The sequence below is a fragment of the Halobacillus shinanisalinarum genome (genome assembly GCF_022919835.1).
Taxonomy (GTDB): Bacteria; Bacillota; Bacilli; order Bacillales; family Halobacillaceae; genus Halobacillus_A; species Halobacillus_A shinanisalinarum.
In genome coordinates, this window is record NZ_CP095074.1 from 445,494 (window position 1) to 465,992 (window position 20,499).

The 20,499-nt window shown below is 40.2% G+C and carries 17 protein-coding genes, 1 pseudogene and 1 other annotated feature; of the genes and pseudogenes, 3 read left to right on the forward strand and 15 right to left on the reverse strand.

Annotated features, from left to right (window positions below):
• Positions 1–174: 174 nt before the first annotated feature.
• The 5 genes and pseudogenes from minD to MUO14_RS02460 form a co-directional block, all read right to left on the reverse strand.
• The gene (minD, locus tag MUO14_RS02440; protein WP_244753479.1) at positions 175–972 is read right to left on the reverse strand and encodes a septum site-determining protein MinD; all 798 of its coding nucleotides are present in this window, start codon (positions 970–972) and stop codon (positions 175–177) included.
• A complete protein-coding gene (gene minC, locus MUO14_RS02445) occupies positions 965–1,648 on the reverse strand; it encodes a septum site-determining protein MinC (protein ID WP_318036007.1) in 684 nt (227 codons plus the stop codon). The genes minD and minC overlap by 8 nt, the downstream gene beginning before the upstream one ends.
• Before the next feature lie 126 nt (positions 1,649–1,774).
• Positions 1,775–2,302 carry a rod shape-determining protein MreD gene (mreD, locus tag MUO14_RS02450; protein WP_244753481.1) on the reverse strand — a complete coding sequence of 176 codons (528 nt, stop codon included), beginning with the start codon at positions 2,300–2,302 and terminating at the stop codon, positions 1,775–1,777.
• Complete coding sequence (mreC, locus tag MUO14_RS02455) at positions 2,299–3,180, reverse strand: rod shape-determining protein MreC (protein WP_244753482.1); 882 nt, start codon at positions 3,178–3,180, stop codon at positions 2,299–2,301. Before mreC ends, mreD begins: the two co-directional genes overlap by 4 nt.
• 10 nt (positions 3,181–3,190) lie before the next feature.
• Positions 3,191–4,230: pseudogene (locus MUO14_RS02460) on the reverse strand (rod shape-determining protein).
• A gap of 361 nt (positions 4,231–4,591) precedes the next feature.
• On the opposite strand from MUO14_RS02460, the gene MUO14_RS02465 reads away from it, so the two are divergent.
• The gene (locus tag MUO14_RS02465) at positions 4,592–4,804 is read left to right on the forward strand and encodes a hypothetical protein (RefSeq protein ID WP_244753483.1); all 213 of its coding nucleotides are present in this window, start codon (positions 4,592–4,594) and stop codon (positions 4,802–4,804) included.
• Between the two features lie 510 nt (positions 4,805–5,314).
• Here the strand turns inward: MUO14_RS02465 and MUO14_RS02470 are convergent.
• Genes MUO14_RS02470 through MUO14_RS02480 form a run of 3 tightly spaced genes read right to left on the reverse strand, consistent with a single transcriptional unit; the run spans position 5,315 to position 8,922 of the window.
• A complete protein-coding gene (locus MUO14_RS02470; RefSeq protein WP_244753484.1) occupies positions 5,315–6,406 on the reverse strand; it encodes a Ger(x)C family spore germination protein in 1,092 nt (363 codons plus the stop codon).
• Positions 6,403–7,491 (reverse strand): GerAB/ArcD/ProY family transporter, encoded by a 1,089-nt coding sequence (locus tag MUO14_RS02475; RefSeq protein WP_244753485.1) that lies wholly within the window; start codon positions 7,489–7,491, stop codon positions 6,403–6,405. Before MUO14_RS02475 ends, MUO14_RS02470 begins: the two co-directional genes overlap by 4 nt.
• 21 nt (positions 7,492–7,512) lie before the next feature.
• Complete coding sequence (locus tag MUO14_RS02480; protein ID WP_244753486.1) at positions 7,513–8,922, reverse strand: spore germination protein; 1,410 nt, start codon at positions 8,920–8,922, stop codon at positions 7,513–7,515.
• A gap of 301 nt (positions 8,923–9,223) precedes the next feature.
• On the opposite strand from MUO14_RS02480, the gene MUO14_RS02485 reads away from it, so the two are divergent.
• The gene (locus MUO14_RS02485; RefSeq protein WP_244753487.1) at positions 9,224–10,069 is read left to right on the forward strand and encodes an SDR family oxidoreductase; all 846 of its coding nucleotides are present in this window, start codon (positions 9,224–9,226) and stop codon (positions 10,067–10,069) included.
• A gap of 1,204 nt (positions 10,070–11,273) precedes the next feature.
• Here MUO14_RS02485 and radC read toward each other — a convergent pair.
• The 6 genes from radC to MUO14_RS02520 all read right to left on the reverse strand — a co-directional run bounded on the left by radC (position 11,274) and on the right by MUO14_RS02520 (position 18,672).
• Positions 11,274–11,963, reverse strand: coding sequence for a RadC family protein (radC, locus tag MUO14_RS02490; protein WP_244753488.1), 690 nt, complete (start codon positions 11,961–11,963; stop codon positions 11,274–11,276).
• 45 nt (positions 11,964–12,008) lie between these two features.
• Positions 12,009–12,575, reverse strand: coding sequence for a Maf family protein (locus tag MUO14_RS02495; protein ID WP_244753489.1), 567 nt, complete (start codon positions 12,573–12,575; stop codon positions 12,009–12,011).
• Between the two features lie 166 nt (positions 12,576–12,741).
• Positions 12,742–13,593, reverse strand: coding sequence for a hypothetical protein (locus MUO14_RS02500; protein ID WP_244753490.1), 852 nt, complete (start codon positions 13,591–13,593; stop codon positions 12,742–12,744).
• Between the two features lie 99 nt (positions 13,594–13,692).
• Positions 13,693–14,448 (reverse strand): prepilin peptidase, encoded by a 756-nt coding sequence (locus MUO14_RS02505; RefSeq protein ID WP_255822153.1) that lies wholly within the window; start codon positions 14,446–14,448, stop codon positions 13,693–13,695.
• 221 nt (positions 14,449–14,669) lie between these two features.
• Entirely contained in the window at positions 14,670–15,971 is a 1,302-nt protein-coding gene (locus MUO14_RS02515) for a bifunctional folylpolyglutamate synthase/dihydrofolate synthase (RefSeq protein ID WP_244755452.1), read from the reverse strand.
• A 58-nt stretch (positions 15,972–16,029) separates the two neighbouring features.
• Positions 16,030–18,672 (reverse strand): valine--tRNA ligase, encoded by a 2,643-nt coding sequence (locus MUO14_RS02520; RefSeq protein WP_244753491.1) that lies wholly within the window; start codon positions 18,670–18,672, stop codon positions 16,030–16,032.
• 53 nt (positions 18,673–18,725) lie between these two features.
• Positions 18,726–18,948, reverse strand: a binding site (T-box leader).
• A 132-nt stretch (positions 18,949–19,080) separates the two neighbouring features.
• Between MUO14_RS02520 and MUO14_RS02525 the strand changes: the two genes are divergently transcribed.
• Entirely contained in the window at positions 19,081–19,269 is a 189-nt protein-coding gene (locus tag MUO14_RS02525) for a hypothetical protein (protein WP_244753492.1), read from the forward strand.
• Here MUO14_RS02525 and spoVID read toward each other — a convergent pair.
• Complete coding sequence (gene spoVID, locus MUO14_RS02530) at positions 19,266–20,306, reverse strand: stage VI sporulation protein D (RefSeq protein ID WP_244753493.1); 1,041 nt, start codon at positions 20,304–20,306, stop codon at positions 19,266–19,268. The two genes, MUO14_RS02525 and spoVID, sit on opposite strands and share 4 nt — an antisense overlap.
• Positions 20,307–20,499: the final 193 nt, after the last annotated feature.

Consider the following 20,499-nt stretch of genomic DNA (forward strand, 5'->3'; position numbering starts at 1 on the left):
GAATATTAGAAAATACTTAAACCACAATCTCCGGATGTTTAGACGGCCATTTGAATGAGTGGTAACATGATCATTTGCCAATGCGGAGGAATAACTCGCTTCATATAGTCTTATTTTCAGCCAAAACAAAAAACGGCTTCCGAATAAGTATTCGAAAACCGCTATGTATGGATTTTATGAGCGTATCCCAAAAAAACGCTTCACTTTGGCCATCAGCGTTAAATTTTCCTCTAGACTTAACAAAGGAACCGATTCACCTAAGATACGTCTGGCAATATTTCGGTAGGCTAGTGATGCCTTAGTATTAGGTTGAAGAGCCACAGGTTCTCCTTTGTTGGAGCCCGTAATAACAGCATCATCATCGATGACAATTCCAAGTAAATCTATAGAAAGAATATTGACGATCTCGTCAACATCAAGCATATCGCCATTTTTCATCATATGACTTCGAATCCGATTGATTACAAGCTTTGGCGGTTCAATTTCCTCCTGTTCCAGTAAACCAATAATGCGATCGGCATCCCGTACGCTTGATTTTTCCGGGGTAGAAACGACGATAGCATGGTCTGCACCAGCCACAGCATTTTTATAACCCTGTTCAATACCTGCCGGACAATCAATAATAATATAATCATATTCTTGTTTCAGTTCGTCAACAATCGCCTTTATGGCTTCTGGGGTAACTGCAGATTTATCCGACGTCTGGGCAGCAGGTAATAAATGAAGGCAGTCAAAGCGCTTATCTGTAATTAGCGCTTGCTTCGTCTTACAACGTTCTTCAACTACATCAACAATATCGTAAATAATTCTATTCTCAAGCCCCATCACAACATCTAAGTTTCTAAGCCCAATGTCGGTGTCCACAAGGCATACCTTCTTATTTTGAAGAGCCAAAGCGGTCCCTAGATTAGCAGTGGTCGTTGTTTTTCCAACCCCTCCCTTTCCAGAGGTAATAACAATTGCTTCACCCATTAAGCATTCTCCTTTCAAAACTCGCCAAATCCGGTCTTCTTCTGGTTACTTCGTGCAGGGGGGCAATCCGTATGTCTCCTTCTCCCGCATCTATAAATCCACAACTCATGTAGACGCCTTCTGACTCGTAATTTGGTGCCTGAGAGAGTTGATCAGCAATACGGAGTTGGTTAGGTTTCATATAAGAGGCAGCTACGATAGCTTTATTATCACCATGGATTCCAGCATGGGCCATCCCTCGCATACTGCCCATAATAAAGATGTTACCTGTAGCCAACACTTCACCCCCAGGGTTAACATCTCCGATTAATAACATATCCCCCCTGGTTTCTACGACTTGTCCAGATCGTATTGTTCTAACAACAGGGGTGATCTCAGTGTCTTCCTTCCACGCCAACGCCTCTTCCTTCGTTATAACTTCAGAATCAATTGACTCTACAACAAGGTTCTGTCTCTCTCGTATGACTTCTCTTAAAGCTTCCTGCTGTTGATTGCTTAAGTAACGTTTTCCTAACTGGATCGTTACTCGAATCATTGGTTCATCATGATCCAGTCCATTCATAGAAAGCTTTTGTTCCAGCTCATTGACTATGGACTTAAATGAACATTGATCATTTAAGTGAAGTGTTAATCCATCTCTCGTTCCTTTAATTGTTACTAATTGACTGTTAGACACCACAAACCCTCACCTCAAAGTCTTAAACAATTCTCTTTTCATGTTCTAAGAGGTTGTTCAAAAAGTCACCAAATGATAAGAGGCGAATCTTTTCGTTCTAATTTGGCAAATTTTTGAACACTCACACTAAGCATTATTTAAATCTTCAGACCACTGCTCTATACGATTCTTCACTAAAGGATATAAAATAATGAAAAAGATCATATTCGCCGCTACTGTAGGAAGTAACCGCAATGTTACGTACTCTCCCCAGGTGAATGTGGTTACTTGTACAAAAGAATAAATGATATATAACATCGTATCAGCCATTGCCACACTAAGAATGGCTAATAATGAAGCCGCAATAAAGTTAGCATGAACCATTTTTTTAACGCCATGAAGAATATAGGCTATCGTCGCATAGGTTGCCATATACACACCAAGCACACCTGTATAGGCAACATCTATTAACAAACCAAAGATCATACCATACCAAATTGCTTGATAAGTATCGTCCCTATCATAAAAGATTGCAATGATGATGACTAAACAAAACACCCAGTGCGGAGTAATCAGCAAATCCGAATAAACAAGATTTGCAGGCAGCAAACTCATAGCCATCCCTTGCATGACGAGTAAAATGAGCAGAAGACCCGCTATTATATACCGCCTCATTGCTCCTCTTCCCCACTCTGTTCTTCTTCAGTTATGGTCTCCATGTCACGGTCCACAACCATGACATGGCTAATGTCAAATAAATCCGCGAATGGTTCAACATAAGCTGTTTTCGTTAAACCAAACTGATCATTGACAACCTCATCAATCGTACCGATACGAAGGTTTTCAGTAAAGACACCGCCTAAACCTGATGATATGACAACGTCTCCTTTGTTGAGTTCCACATCCTGCTTAATTCCTTCGAGTAATAACTTGCCGCTTTCCATGTCATACCCTTCAATTAGACCAAAGGCATTTTCCTTGTCTTCACGTAACACCCACGAGGAAATCTTGTTTGACCGATCAAAACCGCTCAATAATTGAACAGTCGAGTGAAAGGCACCGGCAGATTTTATTTTCCCAACCATGCCTTCACTTGTAATGACAGCCATATCTTTCTCTATCCCATGCTCTTCTCCTCTATTAATCGTCATTTGCTTAAACCAACGCTCAGAGCTGCGTGCAATAACAGTAGCATGAATCGGAGTATAATCACTCAAAGAATTGGCCTTATCAACCGTTGCTCTCAATTCATCATTATCTTTTTTCAGTTGCTGATTTTCTTGAATAAGCCCCTTATACTCAGCTAACCGGGCTTTCAACACCTCATTTTGTTCATAAACATTAAACATATCCTGAACATTATTTGCTGTATTCGTTACTAGTTGCACAGGTGAGTGAAAAATAGTTTGAGCCCACCCCACCGTATCCTGGATGAATTTTTCTGGAATAGTTAATTCGCTGCGATCTCTCATAGAAAAACCAATAAGCACTACTAAAATGACAAACCCGATTAATACGGTCATCAACCTTTTCCTGCGAAAAAATGAAGGCATAAAAAGACTCCTAATCCGTTTTCGGGCGTGCTGCTACATTAGGCTGAGATCTAAAGTGTTGAATATATTCCAGAGACTTTCCTGTACCTATAGCTACACAATCCAGGGGCTCATCCGCTATAAATACAGGCATGTTCGTTTCTTCACCTATGACGTTATCTATATTATTTAGAAGAGCCCCACCGCCTGTCAGGACGATCCCGCGTTCCATAATGTCTGAGGCAAGCTCTGGTGGTGTCTTTTCTAAGGTGTTTTTAACTGTTTCAATAATCGAATCAATCGTATCCTTCAATGCCTCTACGATTTCATCAGAATGAACCGTAATCGTTTGGGGCAATCCACTAAGTAAGTCCCGGCCGCGAATGTCCATTTTTTCTTTGCTTTCAAAATTCCCTGCACCACCGACTTCCATTTTCACTTCCTCGGCCGTACGTTCACCAATCATTAGGTTGTATTTCTTTCGTACATGCTGGATAATGGCATCATCCATTTCATCACCAGCTACACGTATAGATCGACTCGTCACGATCCCCCCAAAGAAATGATTGCAACTTCCGTCGTGCCACCACCAATATCAACGACCATGCTACCCGTCGGTTCCCATACGGGCATCCCTGCCCCTATAGCTGCAGCAAATGGCTCTGCGATAGGAAAAGCCTCCTTGGCACCAGCTTGTTTTGTTGCATCAATAACAGCACGCTCTTCCACCATTGTAATACCAGACGGAACACATACCATGACATTCGGTTTACTTGCGAAGAATGAACGGGTTTTAATTGCTTGCTTAATGTAATACTTCATCATTTGAGCAGTTGTCTCGTAATCTGCTATAACCCCATCTTTCATTGGACGAATAACAGTTATGTATGCTGGGGTACGCCCTATCATATTTCTTGCATCATTTCCTACCGCTTCTATATCCCCTGTTTGTGCATTCTTTGCAACAACAGATGGTTCCCGTAAGATAACACCTTTATTTTTTTGAAATACTAATGTATTTGCTGTACCAAGGTCAATTCCTAAATCTTGTGAGAATCCAAATAAACCCAATACTATCTTCCTTTCTACTAATCCATTTTTTCAAATGGTGAGAACATCTATTTTTTATGAGAAGAAGCGCCGATTTATAAGATCACCTTATAAATGGCGCTCATTCAGTTCATCTATTTAATTATACGAAAAATCATGGAAAATAGATAGTGTTACGAGTATCATATGTTCAAGTTTTTTCCTCTTTGTCAAGATTCGTTTCGATAAACCCTAGTTATTGAGAAGATAAAATTACGAACAAACTTTCGCCATACTTCGTAAAACTTTTATTTACTGTGATGTTTTTGTGAGATTTTATTTACCTCACATTTTATGACAACAAATTTCCCTCTCATTACGATAATAATAGGAGGGATTTTTTATGTCGAGAGAATTTGATAATAACAGCTGGCGACCCAAGAGCTTAAATACGGATGATCTGTTTTACGAAGATACATATGTTGATCTTAAGATTTTCTGGAGGAATGTAAAATTTGAGAATGAACCAGTGGACGGAAACTATAGAGAGTTGTGTGAGAAGTTATCTGGAGAAGTTGTGTCTTACAAAAACAAAAAGCCCTCATTAAATAAATGAGAGCTCATATCTTCAAACTTAATGGTGATATCTTCTTTATTTTTTCTGCATCTTATCCTTCTTTTGAACTGCTAATTTATGGTAATAGCACACTGTAAAATCGATTTCGTTCGATTGTTTTTTTATCAATTATTATTGTTTTGGCATCAATACCTATTGGATTCAGACTAACCCATTATTATTTCTTCAATTAAAGATAAACTCCCTGATATCCTCAAAGACTGTACCTTCTGCTAAAACTTCGACATTTTGGAACCCGGATTTCACACTACTTTAGCATCTTCATCATTTTGTACAAACATTATTATACCTTTCGACCATACATCTTTGGCTACATTATCAAAGTGATCCAAATACAATGAGTGACAATGACAGCAACTATATTAGTCAATTGAAGTTGGATTATGATCCTGTCTTCCTGAAATCAGGGAAAGGAAGATAATACATATTCGACAATTATAGGTCCTTGATTTCAGTAACTGCTTTGTTTTTCAGCGAAAAAGGTGTTCCTTAGAAAAGTCCACCCGTCTTTTCAATCCTTACGCTCACTTTAGGAACGATTTTTACGTTTTTATATTCACTTTTCCAGTCAATTTGTTTCCATAACTCCGGATACTTCGAGGACACTTCCATTCCTATACCAAGAGGATCACTATTTGCTTTTTGCAGTTTTTCCATAATTTCTCCACCTCTTTTTGTGATATATTCGGATGTCTGCTTTTCCATTTTCTTTACATTTCCGATTGACAAGGGGTCAGCATTCAATTCCGTAACTAACTCCAAATCAAGAGTGCAAATGATACTGTTATCGCCAGAGACTTGAACATCCATGTTCCGATTAATTTTCATCACTTTCAGCTCAAACTTCTTTTTCGGGTTTTCTTTATAAGGAACGTGTACATCCCCGGTATGCCCTTTTCGATCCATAAAATAAAGCAAGATGGTTGCTTCTTCATCCGGTAAATATTTGCCGGTGTACTTGTCCTGGTTAAACAAGGCTACACCCGTCACATTAGATTTACCCTTGTCTTTTGTAACGAGAGGGAGGATCGGATCTATTCTGTCCCCCTCCATTTTGTTCCATAAAGTAAAGAGGTTTCCTCTCGGAATTAATGTATTGGTTTCTGCTGCTTCAATTCCACTGAGAACTCGGAATGCGATAGGACTCTCATTATCCTTGATACGTAAAATATCAAGGGCTTTCCCCTTCACAATGACAATTTTTGCCGGTAAATAGCCCAGATTTCCCCTATAGAATATTTCTAACAAAGGATAAAGCCCCTCTTTAACGAGTTCGTCTCCAATAAAAATGAGAAAAGCTTTGGTTATGTCAAGCTTTCCCGGCAGTTTATGTTTAATATTATGACCGAGCTCAGCGGTTGTCGATCCTTTGGCAATCAAAAGCTCGTCGTTCACCTTAATTTCTCCCCCTCCTTGGCTTTTGATATCCAAGGCACGGACGCCGCCTTTGATCAGTTCGGGGTTTTCTTCCGACACATCAAAGCTGATTCCATTAATGAGACGTTTGTCCCCAAGATTCTCCTGGTCCCAGCAACCAGCTAAAATGAGGACGGTTAATATCATAGGTAGTGCTTTTTTCATATATTCACCTTCTTCTTTTTCAGGAGGTAAGAAAGGATCAAAAGGATGCAAGGCAAGAAAAACACGACTGTATAAACGCAATAGTTGAAAATTTGGCTATAGAGGTCTATAGATTGTTGATCGTAGGTGGCAAGGAGAATGAATACATACATAATTCCCCCACTTGAGATGACGAGTTTTTTGAACGCGCTTCTCTTTTTCGCAAGACTCTTACTGGCAATTAGTAAATATATCATAATCGAAGCTGTCATCGGTCCGATCCATATAGAAACAAATAAAAGATCAATACGGTCGATGGTTTGGAATGAAAGGGCTCGGAACATATAAAGAACAGGCTCTCTCACTTGTCCTAAGACGTTAGGACTAAAGACCATCAGGCTTAGAATGACGACAAGCGTATAAAGAATAGTAACGGTCAGGTTAGAAAGGGTAAAAGTCCTTAACAGTTTGCGTTCAGCTATATTGACGTATGGGCTCATAAATAAAATCAACTCAAAACCTAAAAGAGCAAGCAATGCTCCATGACTCCCTTTTAAAATAGGAACAAATCCCGAATCCCCCAACGGCATAAGATTGCGTGTTTCTAGGGGAGTCGTGAGCATAAGGAGTGTGGTAAGAAAACAAGGCAGTACTACAATGGATAAAAGGACGAAAAAACGGGCGACAACAGTAAAATCATTGATCACTAGATACACGCTGATTAAGATAAGAGAACCGCCGACTGCCCAGACTGGTGTAAATGGCAAAAGCCAATTGTTCACTAAATTGATTACTAAAATGCTCGTGTAGGTTCCAATAGCCAAGTATCCGATATAGTGGGTGGCATTAATCATGGTTCCTATGTATTTTCCTGTGATCATCTTTGTAATATCATGATAAGATGTTCCTGGAAAACGTCGAATCAGCAGCCAATAAATGAACAAAGTGAACTGTACAAAAGTGCCAGCAATTAATATGGAAAACCACGCGTCTTGTTCAAGCTTTGCTCCTAATAGGTTAGGCAAAGAAAGCAGCCCTATCCCGAACTGCGCTTGAATCAGTAATAAATACACTTGGAGTTTTGTGAGCAACTGTCCATTTTTCATCTTAGACCAACTCCTCGAGACTTATTTGGAGGTCCCTTTTTGATTTTGTCTACGGATTATAAAGTCCTTCATATCCCTGACACGAAGAGGGGACATTGGAGAAAAGTAAGGTTCTCCGAAGGATTCCAATTTGCATAAGTGAATCAAAATGGCCATCAAGATAAGAGCAATACCAAAGAGACCGAAGAATAAGGCTGCAAACATCGAAATAAAGCCAAGTAAACGGGAGATGACGGACATTTGGTTGAAAGGAGCTGCAAAAGAAGCGATCGCGGTCAAACCGATAATGACGATCATTGTATTGGAAACTAAGCCTGCTTCTACGACTGTGGTCCCGATGACCAAGCCTCCGACGATACCGATGGTCTGCGCAATCGGGGACGGTAAACGAATCGCTGCTTCTTTTAAGAGCTCTAATATAAGCTGCATCACAAGGGCTTCTAAAATTGGTGGGAACGGTACGAACTCGATGGAGGTTCGGATGTTGTACATGATTCCCAGTGGCAGCACCTCTGAATGAAAGGTAACTATCGCGATATATAAAGCAGGTAACGTAATAGCAATAAAAAAAGAAAGCAAACGAATAATTCGAAAAAAGGACCCGACCATCCAATGCATGGAATAATCATCAACGGCTTGATAGAAAGAAAAAAACGTTGTAGGCAGAACGAGTACTTCCGGTGTCCCGTCCACAATCAATACGGCTTTGCCCTCAAGTAAATAAGAAGCTGCTCGATCTGATCTCTCCGTAGTTAAGGCTTGCGGAAAGGGAGATTGTTTGTTTTCTTGAATAGCCTCCAGTAGTTCTGTAGATATCTGCAAGTCCTCAAGGTAAACACCATCCAGTTTTTTCTCAATATTATGAATCACCTCTTGGTCGATAATTTCATCCATATAAAGTAAAGCGACGTCTGTTTCCGTCCATTTCCCAAACACATACTTTTTCATCTTCAGTGATGGAGCTTTAATTCTTCTCCTTAAAAGCATCACATTAGTCGATAAATTTTCCCCAAATCCTTCATGTGACCCACTGACCACCCGCTCTGAATCTGGCTCAGCTATGGCCCTTTTATCCTGAGAGGGAAGGGAAGCTAGCAGCGCCTTCGCTTCCCCTCCAACTAGAATGGCGCAAGAACCTTTCAGAAGCTTAGATACAATCGTATGAATAGTTTCCGTCTGCTTCACCTCGGAAACTTGGATCGCTTTCTCTAAATCTCTGATCTTACTGCCTTTTGTGGGACGAATCACATAATCCATCAAATTTTCATTAGAAATTAGTGAGTCTATGTACAACAAACGGCACGACTTCCCTCCGATCGTTAATGGTTGGATGACAAGGTCATCCGTATGATAGAGCGCGCGTTTGATCCACTCGATATTTTGTTCGGTGTCTTCTGTGAGAAATGATTCATGCTCTTCCAGTGTAGACATATATCTCCCTCCCCTCCTGAATAAGGCTCTTTTATTTTGACACTCCTTGAAAAATATATACATCTGATAAGCTTGGTTGGTTTACCTTAAAAGAGAGTAACTAAACAATCAATTGATTCTCCTGAAATAATAATCTGTGCCTTTCGCCCTTCCTGCATTTAAAGGGCAAGAATATCGAAGATCAGGCCGAATCTTTGGGTTTGAGATAAAAAGATTTAAAATTTAACTTAAAGAGAAGGTTATAATAACAATAGTTTATGCAAACAGATAAACACGCTTCTGTTTGCGATGGAGGAATAAGATGAATATTCTTGTGACAGGATTTAATGGTAAAGTTGGTTTTGAGGTGGCCCAAAAACTAAAAGAAAAAGCGATCCCCATAAAATGTGCAGTTAGAAATGTGGAGAAGGCTAAATTGGATTATGGTGATGCTTATGAATTTGTTAGGCTCGATTTTTCAGATTCAAGCACATTTGATACCGCATTAAACCAAATCGATAAAATATTTCTGATTTATCCGCCAGGCGACAAGATTGAGTTTGAACGTTTTTTGCATCAGGCAAAACAAAAAGGGATCAAGCACATTGTCTATTTGTCCGTTAAAGATGTTCAATTCTTACCTTTTATCCACCATTTTAAAAATGAAAAGTTACTAAAAAGGCTGGGTGTTCCTTATACCTTTATTCGTGCAGGGTATTTTATGCAAAATTTAAATGATTTTCTAGGAGATGAAATCAAAGAGAGACAGCGAATCTTTATACCTGCCGGGAAAGGAAAGACCAGCTTTGTAGATACAAGGGATCTTGCTGAGGTGGCCATGATAGCTTTACAAGATACGGAAAATCATCAAAATAATAAATATGTGATTACAGGAGATGAGGCATTAGACTTTTATAGAGTAGCCGACATCATGACCGAGGTGCTGCACGTTAATATTGAGTACACCAATCCTTCTGTAAAAGAGTTTAAAGGATTTATGCTCGAGAAAGGGGTAAAAGAAGAATTTATCAATGTAGTTATCGGTATTCATTTCCCAACAAAACTGGGACTGGCTAAAGGAATTACGTATGATTATGAAAAAATTACGAATAAGAAACCAACGGAAATTAAGACTTACATTAAGGATTATAAAGGGAATTGGATGTAAATGTTCTATTCAATCATCGGGCGGCGCAATTCTGGAGCAAAGAATTGCGCTTTTCTTAATGTATCGGGCCAGATTGTTCAGTAATTATCCTGTTAAAATTTCTGATTTAATGGAGGAAATTAGCGTGATAGCAGAAAGTGAAAAAGAAACTTCGATACTGAAATAACATAGTTAATCTATCGGTGCTTTTTTTCATGCAATTGGTCGCTTTTATTGTTAGATAAAAGCGACCCTTTTCTTGAACAAAGAACAACCTTGATTAGATAGTCTTCAAAGCCGTTCTTAAGTATAAAGAAAATCTTTAAAGTAAAGCTCATACAAATATAAATAACCTGTAAAGTAACATTCTTCCCTAAAGATACCTTGATATGGTCCCTTAACTTAACGGGACGACGGTTGCGGCTCACGCTAACCATACCCGCTTTTATTTATGGGGAACAAATGCCATCCTGCAAGACGGCAAGCAGCCAAAAATGGGTTAGGGAGAAAGTTGGAAAATTAATATAGTGGATGAAAAGCAGTGGAATCGAATTAAGGAAGAATTACGACATGAATATTTAACACTTTTGGAACTGAATGGAATAAACTTCTTGCCAATGAAATTTCAGGTTCTTTGGCTCATTCAGCAGCATATCATCTTGGAGCTATACGGCAAATGTTAAAAGTAGTCAGGGATAGTTAAAAGGTTTCATAGGGAAGTTTACTGTGTTCCATTATACCAGCTAATAGAAGGTCAACAGGTAGGACTAAAAAAGATAAAAAAGTCATATTACAATAAAATTGACCAAAGAAGCTTCAAAAAAATGATTTTGAAGTTTTTGATTGAAATGTATATTATTAGTTAATCCTCTTTACGCTTTAATAATGCATATATCCAATGAATGAGCTTGTTTGCGCATGCAATGATAGCGACTTTGTGTGGTTTGCCTTCTTCAAATATGCTGGCAGAAGCTAAAGTAGAGCTTCCGACCATCATGAAAAGGGGCGGACATGATGATGCAGCAACCACAATGATTTACACACACGTAACCAATAAAATGAAAAAAGATGCCCCTGTTCAAATTTCTAATTTGTACAGGAACATCTTGGAAAAAATACAGTTTTAAAAATTAATGTGAGGGTTTTGTGAGGTTTCTCTATTTTCGCCCTTATTTAATCCCTCGAAACCCTTCCATATAAGGGATTATAGGATATTTAGAAAGTACTACAAGTACCCTTTTTCTTTTAATGAGATAAACTTCCGATCGCCTATCACTAAATGATCTAGTAATTCGATTCCAATCATCTTACCACATTCTTGCAATCTCCTAGTAACATGGATATCTTCTTGAGACGGCGTGGGGTCGCCGCTAGGATGGTTATGGGCACAAATAATCGAAGCAGCCGATCGCTTGACTGCTTCTTTGAAGACTTCGCGAGGATGTACGATTGAGGCATTCAAGCTCCCTATAAAAATCGTTTGCCTATGCAGAACCTGATTCTTCGTGTTGAGAAACAGTACGATAAAATGCTCTTGTTTAAGTTCCCGCATTTCTTCCATAACAAAATCAGCCCCGTCCTCTGGACTGCGAATCATGTATCGTTCAACAGGTTTCATTTGTTGAATTCTCCGGCCAAGCTCAATCGCTGAAAGAATAAGAACAGCCTTTGCCGATCCAATCCCTCGAATAGCTGTTAATTCTTCAATTGTTGCGTCCTTCAAGAGCATAACGCCTTCGAAATGAATCAATAATCTCTGGGCAAGAGAAGTTACAGACTCCTGTCTCGTACCACTGCCGAGTAAAATAGCTAATAGTTCTTGGTTTGATAAATGGGTAGCTCCAAGCTCTATTAGCCTCTCTCTAGGACGATCCTGCTTTGGTACATCTTTGATCATGATACTCGTTTCAGACATTGACGGCTCGCTTCCTCTCCTATTCATTCCTCAAAAGTAAGAAAATCAGCCAGGTTTGATCATGAAAGTATCAAGTTCACGTGCCAGTCTTGACATCGGCAGACCTACAACATTATTGTAATCTCCCTCTATTTTTTCAACTAAAAGTGCTCCAGCACCTTGAATTCCGTAGCTTCCTGCCTTATCCCATGATTCCTCTTTTCCTAAATACCATTCCATCTTTGCCTGTGACAACGAAAGAAGATATACATTTGTACATACAGCAAAGGACACCCAATGATTGAAATCCCTTATAGAGACCCCAGTATAGACGGAATGGCGCTTACCACTAAGTTGTTTCAGCATGGAATATGCATCTTTATAGCTTTTGGGCTTGCCTAATACTTGTCCTCCCTGGCAGACAACCGTATCAGCGGTAACGACAACCTCGTTTGTCGAACTTGGGATTGCTTGATTTTTTTGTTCGGCAAGGTACTGCACAACATCCTCTGGATGCGTATCTTCCGGAATCACCTCATCATAAAGACTGGGACGTACTTCAAAGGTAAAACCCACTTGCTTCATGAGCTCTTTTCTGCGCGGCGAAGCTGAACCTAATACTAGTCTTGGCAAAACCCACACCCTTTCTTCTTTTGAGGTACTAACAGTTTACACAAAAGACGGCTTGACTAGGATTTCGTATTTTCTGTTTCTTATCATTAAATTCATAAATAAAAAGCTAATATTCAACAGTAGTAGTTGAAATTCTTTATTGCCTTACGAAATAGTAGTAAATATATTAGCTGTTTTTCATTTTTTCAAGTGCGTTTCCGAACATTAGCCAACTTATCCCATTCTCCCCTTCATTTGACCATGTTTTTAATGCATTTAAGAAGTCGCCGTTAGCGTGCTCTGTCTCCTGCCATGCTTGCATAAGCTGTTTACGTTCTTCCAAAGGGACAGAAGCTAGTGACTGGCTTTCCATGTGTTGAACAATGGTTTCCACAATAGACGATTGGGCTTCAGAAACTTCTGCACTTCCCCCTGCGACAGACCAGGATTTGGTATAGGTAGGAATATCTGAAGCCGATAGTTCTGCGGCTAATAATTCTATAGCAGCCTGATCATGATTACTACCTGCCATTAAGTAAAATTGGGAATCTCTCTCCCACACTACTGAAGGGACTGATTGGTCAGCTAGATTTTCTTTCCACTCATTTGCTTTACTTTCAGTTGAATAAACACCAACCTGTACGATTGTTGCTTCAAAACTTGGGTACTCGACAGTGACCATGCTTACAGGATCTGAGGGAACGGCAGAAGCGCCTGCATTAGCTGGTTCATTTGGAGAACTAGTGTTGTCACCCGTAACCGATACAAACATACGTAACAATAGGAAACCAAGAGCTAAACTTATGATGAGTGCTGTAATGACAGATAACATTATGTTTTTCATAAAAGGGGGGCCGTTTATTTTCTTTCCTTTATAAGGCATCTCATGTACATGCATGTGGGAAGAGTCTCCTCTATATTCAGGGGACTCTTTAACATCGGCAGCCGCCGCTTGTTCACGCTTGGCTTGTAAGATCTCTTGTTTCACCGGTTCTTCTCGTTTACGTAAAGAAATAGAAATTTTATTTTTTTGGCTCATCCTATATCACTCCTGCAATGGTTTCTACCAACCCTATCACAGAAGTTTTAAAAAACTAGCTGAATTTTGTCGTGTGTCCTTCGACAAGTTTCCTTTCTATTAAAAGAAACGAATCACATACCAATCAATGATCAATGTACCGGAATAAAAGGCGATTGTCGTTCCCGCGACAATAAAAGGGGCAAACGGGATTGGGTTCTTTTTTGAGATAACACGGGTTATAAGCAGCCATATACTAGCTATAGTGGCCAACACAGTTGCCAGAAAGAAAGAGAGTAGTAAAAGATTCGTTCCCATAGCCAAACCGATTAATCCGAACAGCTTCATATCACCACCACCCATCCCTCCACGGCTGATGATAATAATTAAGCCTGTCCCAGCAATCCCAACAAACACTCCCAGTAAGGAGGACCACCATGGTGTCAGGGGAGTAAATGTTCGATAAATTATGATCGGTACTAAGAAAAATAGCAACACCTTATCAGGGATGATCATATAGTTTAAATCACTTACAATGATGATATGGAATAACGACATTAACAACAGCGCTAAAACTAACTCCCTTTGGAATCCTAATATAAGGTAACTGCACATAAAAGTTAATCCACTCACAGATTCCATTATAGGGTACATTTTAGGGATATCTCGGTTGCAATATCGGCATCGTCCATTTAACAAGAGGTAAGATAATAGGGGGATGAGTTCTAGCCATGTAAGCTTGTGTAGGCACTTTGGACAGTATGATCGTTTCTGTGTAAATAATTCTCCTTTTGGAACCCGAAGCCCAACAACATTAAAGAAAGAGCCGAGCACAAGTCCTAGAATAAAAAAATAAACTATGAAAGTATTTTCCATCAACTTTACTCCTCATCTTTAAAAGTATTTAATTTTTATAAGAAAGGGGGATCACTTTGGTTTTAGGGGAAACAGAGGAAAGGATAATGCAAGAAAAGGGGGGAAGAATGATTTACGTAAATCATATACAAAGTGGCAGAGAGACTGCCAGGCTACCGAGTTTGCAGTCACCCCCCCTATCAAAATTTTTTAACTAGTACACTCAAATTAATAATATATTATCATAACGGACCTTTTCTTTCAAAATTTTTCCTGATTTCGGAAATAAAGTATAAAGAACCCGTTATAAGCAGGACATCTTTCTCATTCATAGAACGACATATTCCCTCAACGGCCCTGTTGCCATCTATACATACATGTTTAGTATGACTAGTTGATAGCCAAGCAATTTCTTCTGCTTGCATTGCCTTAGGAAAGTCGAACTGAGTAAACCACATCTCATTCGCAATTTCTTCAAGCTGGGCCACCATCTTCTTAACTGGTTTGTCACGTAACGCAGAATATAAAATAATGATTTTCCTATCTGAGTAATGCCGTTTCATGGTATCTACGAGCGCTTGGGTCCCTTCTTGGTTATGTGCTCCATCAAGAATGACGAGAGGCTGTCCTGACACTTTTTCAAAACGGGCCGGCCAGCGAGCTGACTCGATTCCGCCTGCATATAATTCCCGTTCGACCTTATACCCGAGTTCTTTAAGGACCTCCATAGCAAACAAGGCCAGAGAAGCATTTTTCACTTGATGAACACCCATCATCTTCGTTACATAAGGCGGGGATTGATAGCCAGCAGTGGAAAAGGAAAAAACTTCTCCGTGATCTGAACTGGTTTCATGTTGATAATGGAAACTTTCCCCGATAATATCTAGTGGTGCGTGCTGCATTGCCGCCTGCTGCTGTATGACTTCAATAACATCTTCACGTTCCGCTCCAGTTATCACGGGAACATCCTCTTTTATAATCCCTGCTTTTTCGTAGGCGATTTGTTCATAACTGTCACCTAAAATCGCCATGTGGTCTAATCCTATATTTGTAATCATAGATAGGACAGGGAGAATGATGTTTGTTGAATCTAAACGTCCACCAAGGCCTGTCTCAAACAAAACAAAATCCAATGGCTGACGGGAAAAATACAAGATCGCTATCGCTGTAATCACTTCAAATTCAGTCGGTTCTCCCCACTCTGTATCACCTAACTCGTCGGCAAGTGGCTGAACATCCATGACGAGGCTGGCAAGATCTTCATCATCAATCGGTAAACCGTTGATACTTATTCGTTCGTTAAATCGAGTAATATAAGGGGATGTAAATGTACCTACCGTGCAGCCTTGCTCTTGCAGAAGATTTCTTAAGAAAGTCAGCGTTGAACCTTTCCCATTTGTCCCAGCCAGGTGAATAGAGATGAGTTTCTGTTCTGGGTGGCCTAGCTTCTCCATCATCCATTCCATCCGTTTTAACCCTGGTTTAATTTTGAATTTTTCACGTGAATGGATCCACTGTATTGCATCATGATAATTCATCGATATAACCTTCCTTCGAAAAAAGAGGAGAGTATTCATCTGAATACCCTCCCGTATCCGTACCTTATGCTTTTAATTCTTTCATTCGAGCTTCTACCTTCGCCCGTTTATCCAAGTAGTCCTGCTCTTTTGTCCTCTCTTCTTCGACAACCTGTTCAGGTGCTTTGCTAACAAAGCCTTCATTGGAAAGTTTCTTTTGTACTCGTTCCACTTCCTTATCCCATTTTTGCCGTTCTTTTTCCAACCGTTTAATTTCATCATCAATGTTAATCAGCCCGGCAAGGGGAAGATAAAGCTCTGCACCTGTGATAACGGCCGACATTGCTTTTTCAGGTGCTTTAAGTTCTGTTGCGATTACAAGTTCACTCGGATTGCAAAAACGCTCTAAATAGCTACGATTCTTCTCAAGCTCAGCAACAACCGTGTCATCCTTCGCCTGAACCATCAGCTGTATTTCTTTAGACATTGGTGTATCTACTTCAGCACGGATGTTACGTACAGAACGAATAATCGATACAAGCCGCTCCATCTCTTGGACAGCCGTTTCGTTATGAAACTCCTCTTTGACCTGTGGCCAAGCAGCTTGGGTGATGGACTCCCCTTCGTGTGGGAGGTGCTGCCAAATCTCTTCTGTGATAAATGGCATAAATGGATGCAGCATACGCATAATTTGATCTAAAGTATAAGCCAGAATCGAGCGTGTTGTATGAATGCGTGCTTCATCTTCTCCATAAAGCGGCAGTTTTGCCATTTCAATATACCAGTCACAAAATTCATCCCAGATGAAATTGTATAAGTGACGGCCTGCTTCACCAAATTCATATCTGTCAATGTTTCGTGTAACTTGTTCGATCGTTTCATTCAACCTCGTTAAAATCCAATCATCAGCAACCGACTTTTCTCCCGTTATATCAATCTCCTCATAGGTTAAGTCACCCATATTCATTAAGGCAAAACGTGAAGCGTTCCAAATCTTGTTGGCAAAATTCCATGTCGATTCAACCTTTTCCCATTGGAAGCGGAGATCTTGCCCAGGTGCTGACCCCGTTGAAAGGAAATAACGTAAGGAATCCGCACCATACTTTTCAATGACATCCATCGGGTCAACGCCATTACCAAGCGACTTACTCATCTTGCGGCCCTCTGCATCCCGCACGAGCCCATGAATGAGAACGTCTTCAAATGGACGGCGGTCTGTGAATTCGATCGATTGGAAGATCATTCGGCTGACCCAGAAAAAGATAATGTCATAGCCAGTCACAAGAACATTTGTCGGGAAAAAGCGCTTGAAATCTTCACTGTCTTCACCAGGCCAGCCCATAGTTGAAAACGGCCATAAAGCGGAAGAAAACCAAGTATCAAGTACATCTTCATCTTGCTCCCAATTTTCACTATCCTCTGGTGCTTGTTTTCCTACATGAATTTCACCTGTTTCTTTATGATACCAGGCAGGGATTCTGTGCCCCCACCATAATTGACGGGAAATACACCAGTCACGAATATTCTCCATCCAGCGCAGATATGTTTTTTCAAAACGGTCCGGAACGAAACTAACTTTGTCGTCACTGCCTTGAAGTTTTATTGCCTCTTTCGCAAGCGGCTCCATGTTAACAAACCACTGCGTAGATAAATAAGGCTCAACTACAGCGCCACTACGCTCAGAATGACCGACCGAATGCAAATGGTCTTCAATCTCAAAAAGGACACCCTCTCCTTGAAGATGTTTTACAATTTGCTTACGGCAGTCAAAACGATCCATGCCTTGATACTTTTCTGCCTTTTCATTCATCGTTCCATCTTCGTTCATCACAAGGACACGCTCTAGGTTGTGTCGATTCCCAATTTCAAAGTCATTCGGGTCATGGGCTGGCGTGATCTTCACGGCCCCTGAACCAAATTCCATATCTACATAATCATCTGCTACAATATCCAACTCACGACCAATAATCGGCAAGACAGCCTTTTTGCCAATTAAATGCTTATAACGTTCATCTTCAGGATGTACGGCAATTGCAGTATCTCCAAGCATCGTCTCTGGTCTAGTTGTAGCGATTTCTATGGAACCTTCTCCTTCTTTTAGCGGGTAGCGCATATGGTAAAAGGCGCCTTGAACATCCTTATATTCCACTTCAATATCAGACAAGGCGGTTTTTGTTGCGGGATCCCAGTTGATGATGTATTCTCCACGGTAAATCAGATCTTTTTCATATAGCTTTACAAAAACTTCTTTAACCGCTTCAGATAAACCATCATCAAGCGTAAAGCGCTCACGAGAATAATCTAACCCAAGGCCCAACTTTTCCCATTGTGTACGAATAAATTGGGCATATTCTTTTTTCCATTCCCATGATTTTTCCAAGAAGTTCTCGCGACCAAGGTCATAGCGTGTTGTTCCTTGTTCCTTGAGTTTGGCTTCAACCTTCGCCTGTGTGGCAATACCAGCATGGTCCATGCCGGGAAGCCATAACACATCATACCCTTGCATCCGCTTTACACGGGTCAAAATATCCTGCAGTGTCGTATCCCAAGCGTGGCCTAAGTGCAGTTTACCTGTAACGTTTGGCGGTGGGATAACAACCGTATAAGGTTCCTTATTCACATCACCTGTCGCTTCAAAAAATTTGCCTTCTACCCAATATTGATAACGGTCTTTCTCAATTGCAGCCGGGTCATACTTTGTAGGCATGGTTACGTCTCGTTGCTCCATTCCGTGTTCCTCCTTTAAATAATCGTGAAAATAAAAAAATCTCCTTCATCCTGAAAAAGGACGAAAGAGATTACTATCCGTGGTACCACCTTAATTTACAGAGTTGCCTCTGTACACTTATTGTTCATAACGGCTTCGAACCGGCTTCTCCTACTTAGCTTCAAAGAAACTGCATCCAGGGCGACCTTCCATCAATAAACAATCTGGAAAACTTTCAGCAGTCGTTTTCCTCTCTGAAGCGTTTATTCACGTACTCTTCCCTTTCACGGCATTTCACATATAGGTATTCTTTTTCATATTGTATAAAGAATCCACTATCGAAGTCAACTTTTTTTGTGAAATGGGCGAATTTGTTGCATAATCTCAGTGCTTAAGACACTTACACTTTATGAAAAAGGAGGTCATTAGATGAGTCGTTTTTATCGATATCGACTGCCGCCGTGGTGCAGACATTGCCTATACATTCTTGAACGAGCAACATTGCCGATTATGATTTATCAAGTGTTTCGAACCATCTTTTTCCCAACTACCCTGGATGTCTTCTTAGCAGGTATCTTTATTTGTATCTATATAGCTTTCCACTTAAAGTGGATTTAACTCGGGATATATACAATTTGACCAGGAGTAACATCTGCTTCCAAGTCATTGATTTTCTCCAATTGCTTAACCGGGATTTCATATCTTTCTGCAATTTCTTCAATAGTTTCGTCATTTTGAGCAATATACATTTTCATTTGTGTGTACGTGTCTTCCCGATTCGGGAATAAGTGCTTAAATATTTGTTTAATCCCATTCACATCTGCAGAGGAAGGTTCGTTCTCCACATCCTCCTGCACTTCCTCTGCCTTATAAGAAGAAACTGGCGATGGAGATGGAGATACATCACTCCCAAACATATTCGATGTTCCTTCCCATTCACTTGTGCTTTCAGAGGATACATCAGGTGTTTGCTTCCCTTTCTTCTCGTTAAAATAGTCGGATAAGCTTTGTGATTTCTTATATGGCCATCTATCTCCACTAGTTTCAAGGTCTTCAGATTGATCCGGTTCCGGTTCCTGTTGCTTTCGATGTTCTTGAAGGTCCAATACAGGTGCCTCATTCCTTGGATCAGCCTGTTTTGATTCATCGTGTTTGTTAAAATCAACTGGCCCAATGGTCACTGATTCATCATATTCTTCATATTCAGGTTCTTCTACAGCTTCCTCCTGTCTCAACCCATTAATATTAAGTTGAGCCTGAAGTCTTAGTTGATGTTCAGCTGGAAGCTCATAGTCAAAGCTTTCAATATTTATGTGCACATCATCCATATCAATCACACGATCAGCTGGAATGGTCACCTCCACAGGAAAGGAGTGATTGAATTGAAAGATCCCTTCTTCTCCTCTTTCTACAGAGTCAACTACGCGAACCGATTGAATGGCCGGTGTTTCAGCATACTTATCCTCTTCTTGCCCTGGCATATATTCACCAGCTAGAACAACGGTACCTTTAAGACGGACGTCCTCCCCTAAGTTTTCTATTGTTACTTCTGGTTCCAACGATATACCAATTAATTCACGAACTCCCTGTCCTTCTTGAAACCATAAGGACTCATTTAAGTGAAATGTAAAAACTTGCTCCTGATTATTATCCAAAATAACGTCCCCTCCCTATTTAAAATCAACATAGTTGTTTATTACACCATATGCATAAGTCTCTTTTATATACATAATTCAAAAAGCAAGGACGTTAGGCTGCCCCGGGATGAAACTAGACACGAAAGAACAAAAGCGCGGGGCGCCCCGGTAGACACGACAAGCATAAAACAAGCGGCGCAGTGGAAAAGAC

Excerpts from the sequence above, each read along its gene's own strand:
- minD (WP_244753479.1), bottom strand. The coding sequence starts at position 972 with ATGGGTGAAGCAATTGTTATTACCTCTGGAAAGGGAGGGGTTGGAAAA.
- mreD (WP_244753481.1), bottom strand. The coding sequence starts at position 2,302 with ATGAGGCGGTATATAATAGCGGGTCTTCTGCTCATTTTACTCGTCATG.
- mreC (WP_244753482.1), bottom strand. The coding sequence starts at position 3,180 with ATGCCTTCATTTTTTCGCAGGAAAAGGTTGATGACCGTATTAATCGGG.
- MUO14_RS02465 (WP_244753483.1), top strand. The coding sequence starts at position 4,592 with ATGTCGAGAGAATTTGATAATAACAGCTGGCGACCCAAGAGCTTAAAT.
- MUO14_RS02470 (WP_244753484.1), bottom strand. The coding sequence starts at position 6,406 with ATGAAAAAAGCACTACCTATGATATTAACCGTCCTCATTTTAGCTGGT.
- MUO14_RS02475 (WP_244753485.1), bottom strand. The coding sequence starts at position 7,491 with ATGAAAAATGGACAGTTGCTCACAAAACTCCAAGTGTATTTATTACTG.
- MUO14_RS02480 (WP_244753486.1), bottom strand. The coding sequence starts at position 8,922 with ATGTCTACACTGGAAGAGCATGAATCATTTCTCACAGAAGACACCGAA.
- MUO14_RS02485 (WP_244753487.1), top strand. The coding sequence starts at position 9,224 with ATGAATATTCTTGTGACAGGATTTAATGGTAAAGTTGGTTTTGAGGTG.
- radC (WP_244753488.1), bottom strand. The coding sequence starts at position 11,963 with ATGTCTGAAACGAGTATCATGATCAAAGATGTACCAAAGCAGGATCGT.
- MUO14_RS02500 (WP_244753490.1), bottom strand. The coding sequence starts at position 13,593 with ATGAGCCAAAAAAATAAAATTTCTATTTCTTTACGTAAACGAGAAGAA.
- MUO14_RS02505 (WP_255822153.1), bottom strand. The coding sequence starts at position 14,448 with ATGGAAAATACTTTCATAGTTTATTTTTTTATTCTAGGACTTGTGCTC.
- MUO14_RS02520 (WP_244753491.1), bottom strand. The coding sequence starts at position 18,672 with ATGGAGCAACGAGACGTAACCATGCCTACAAAGTATGACCCGGCTGCA.
- MUO14_RS02525 (WP_244753492.1), top strand. The coding sequence starts at position 19,081 with ATGAGTCGTTTTTATCGATATCGACTGCCGCCGTGGTGCAGACATTGC.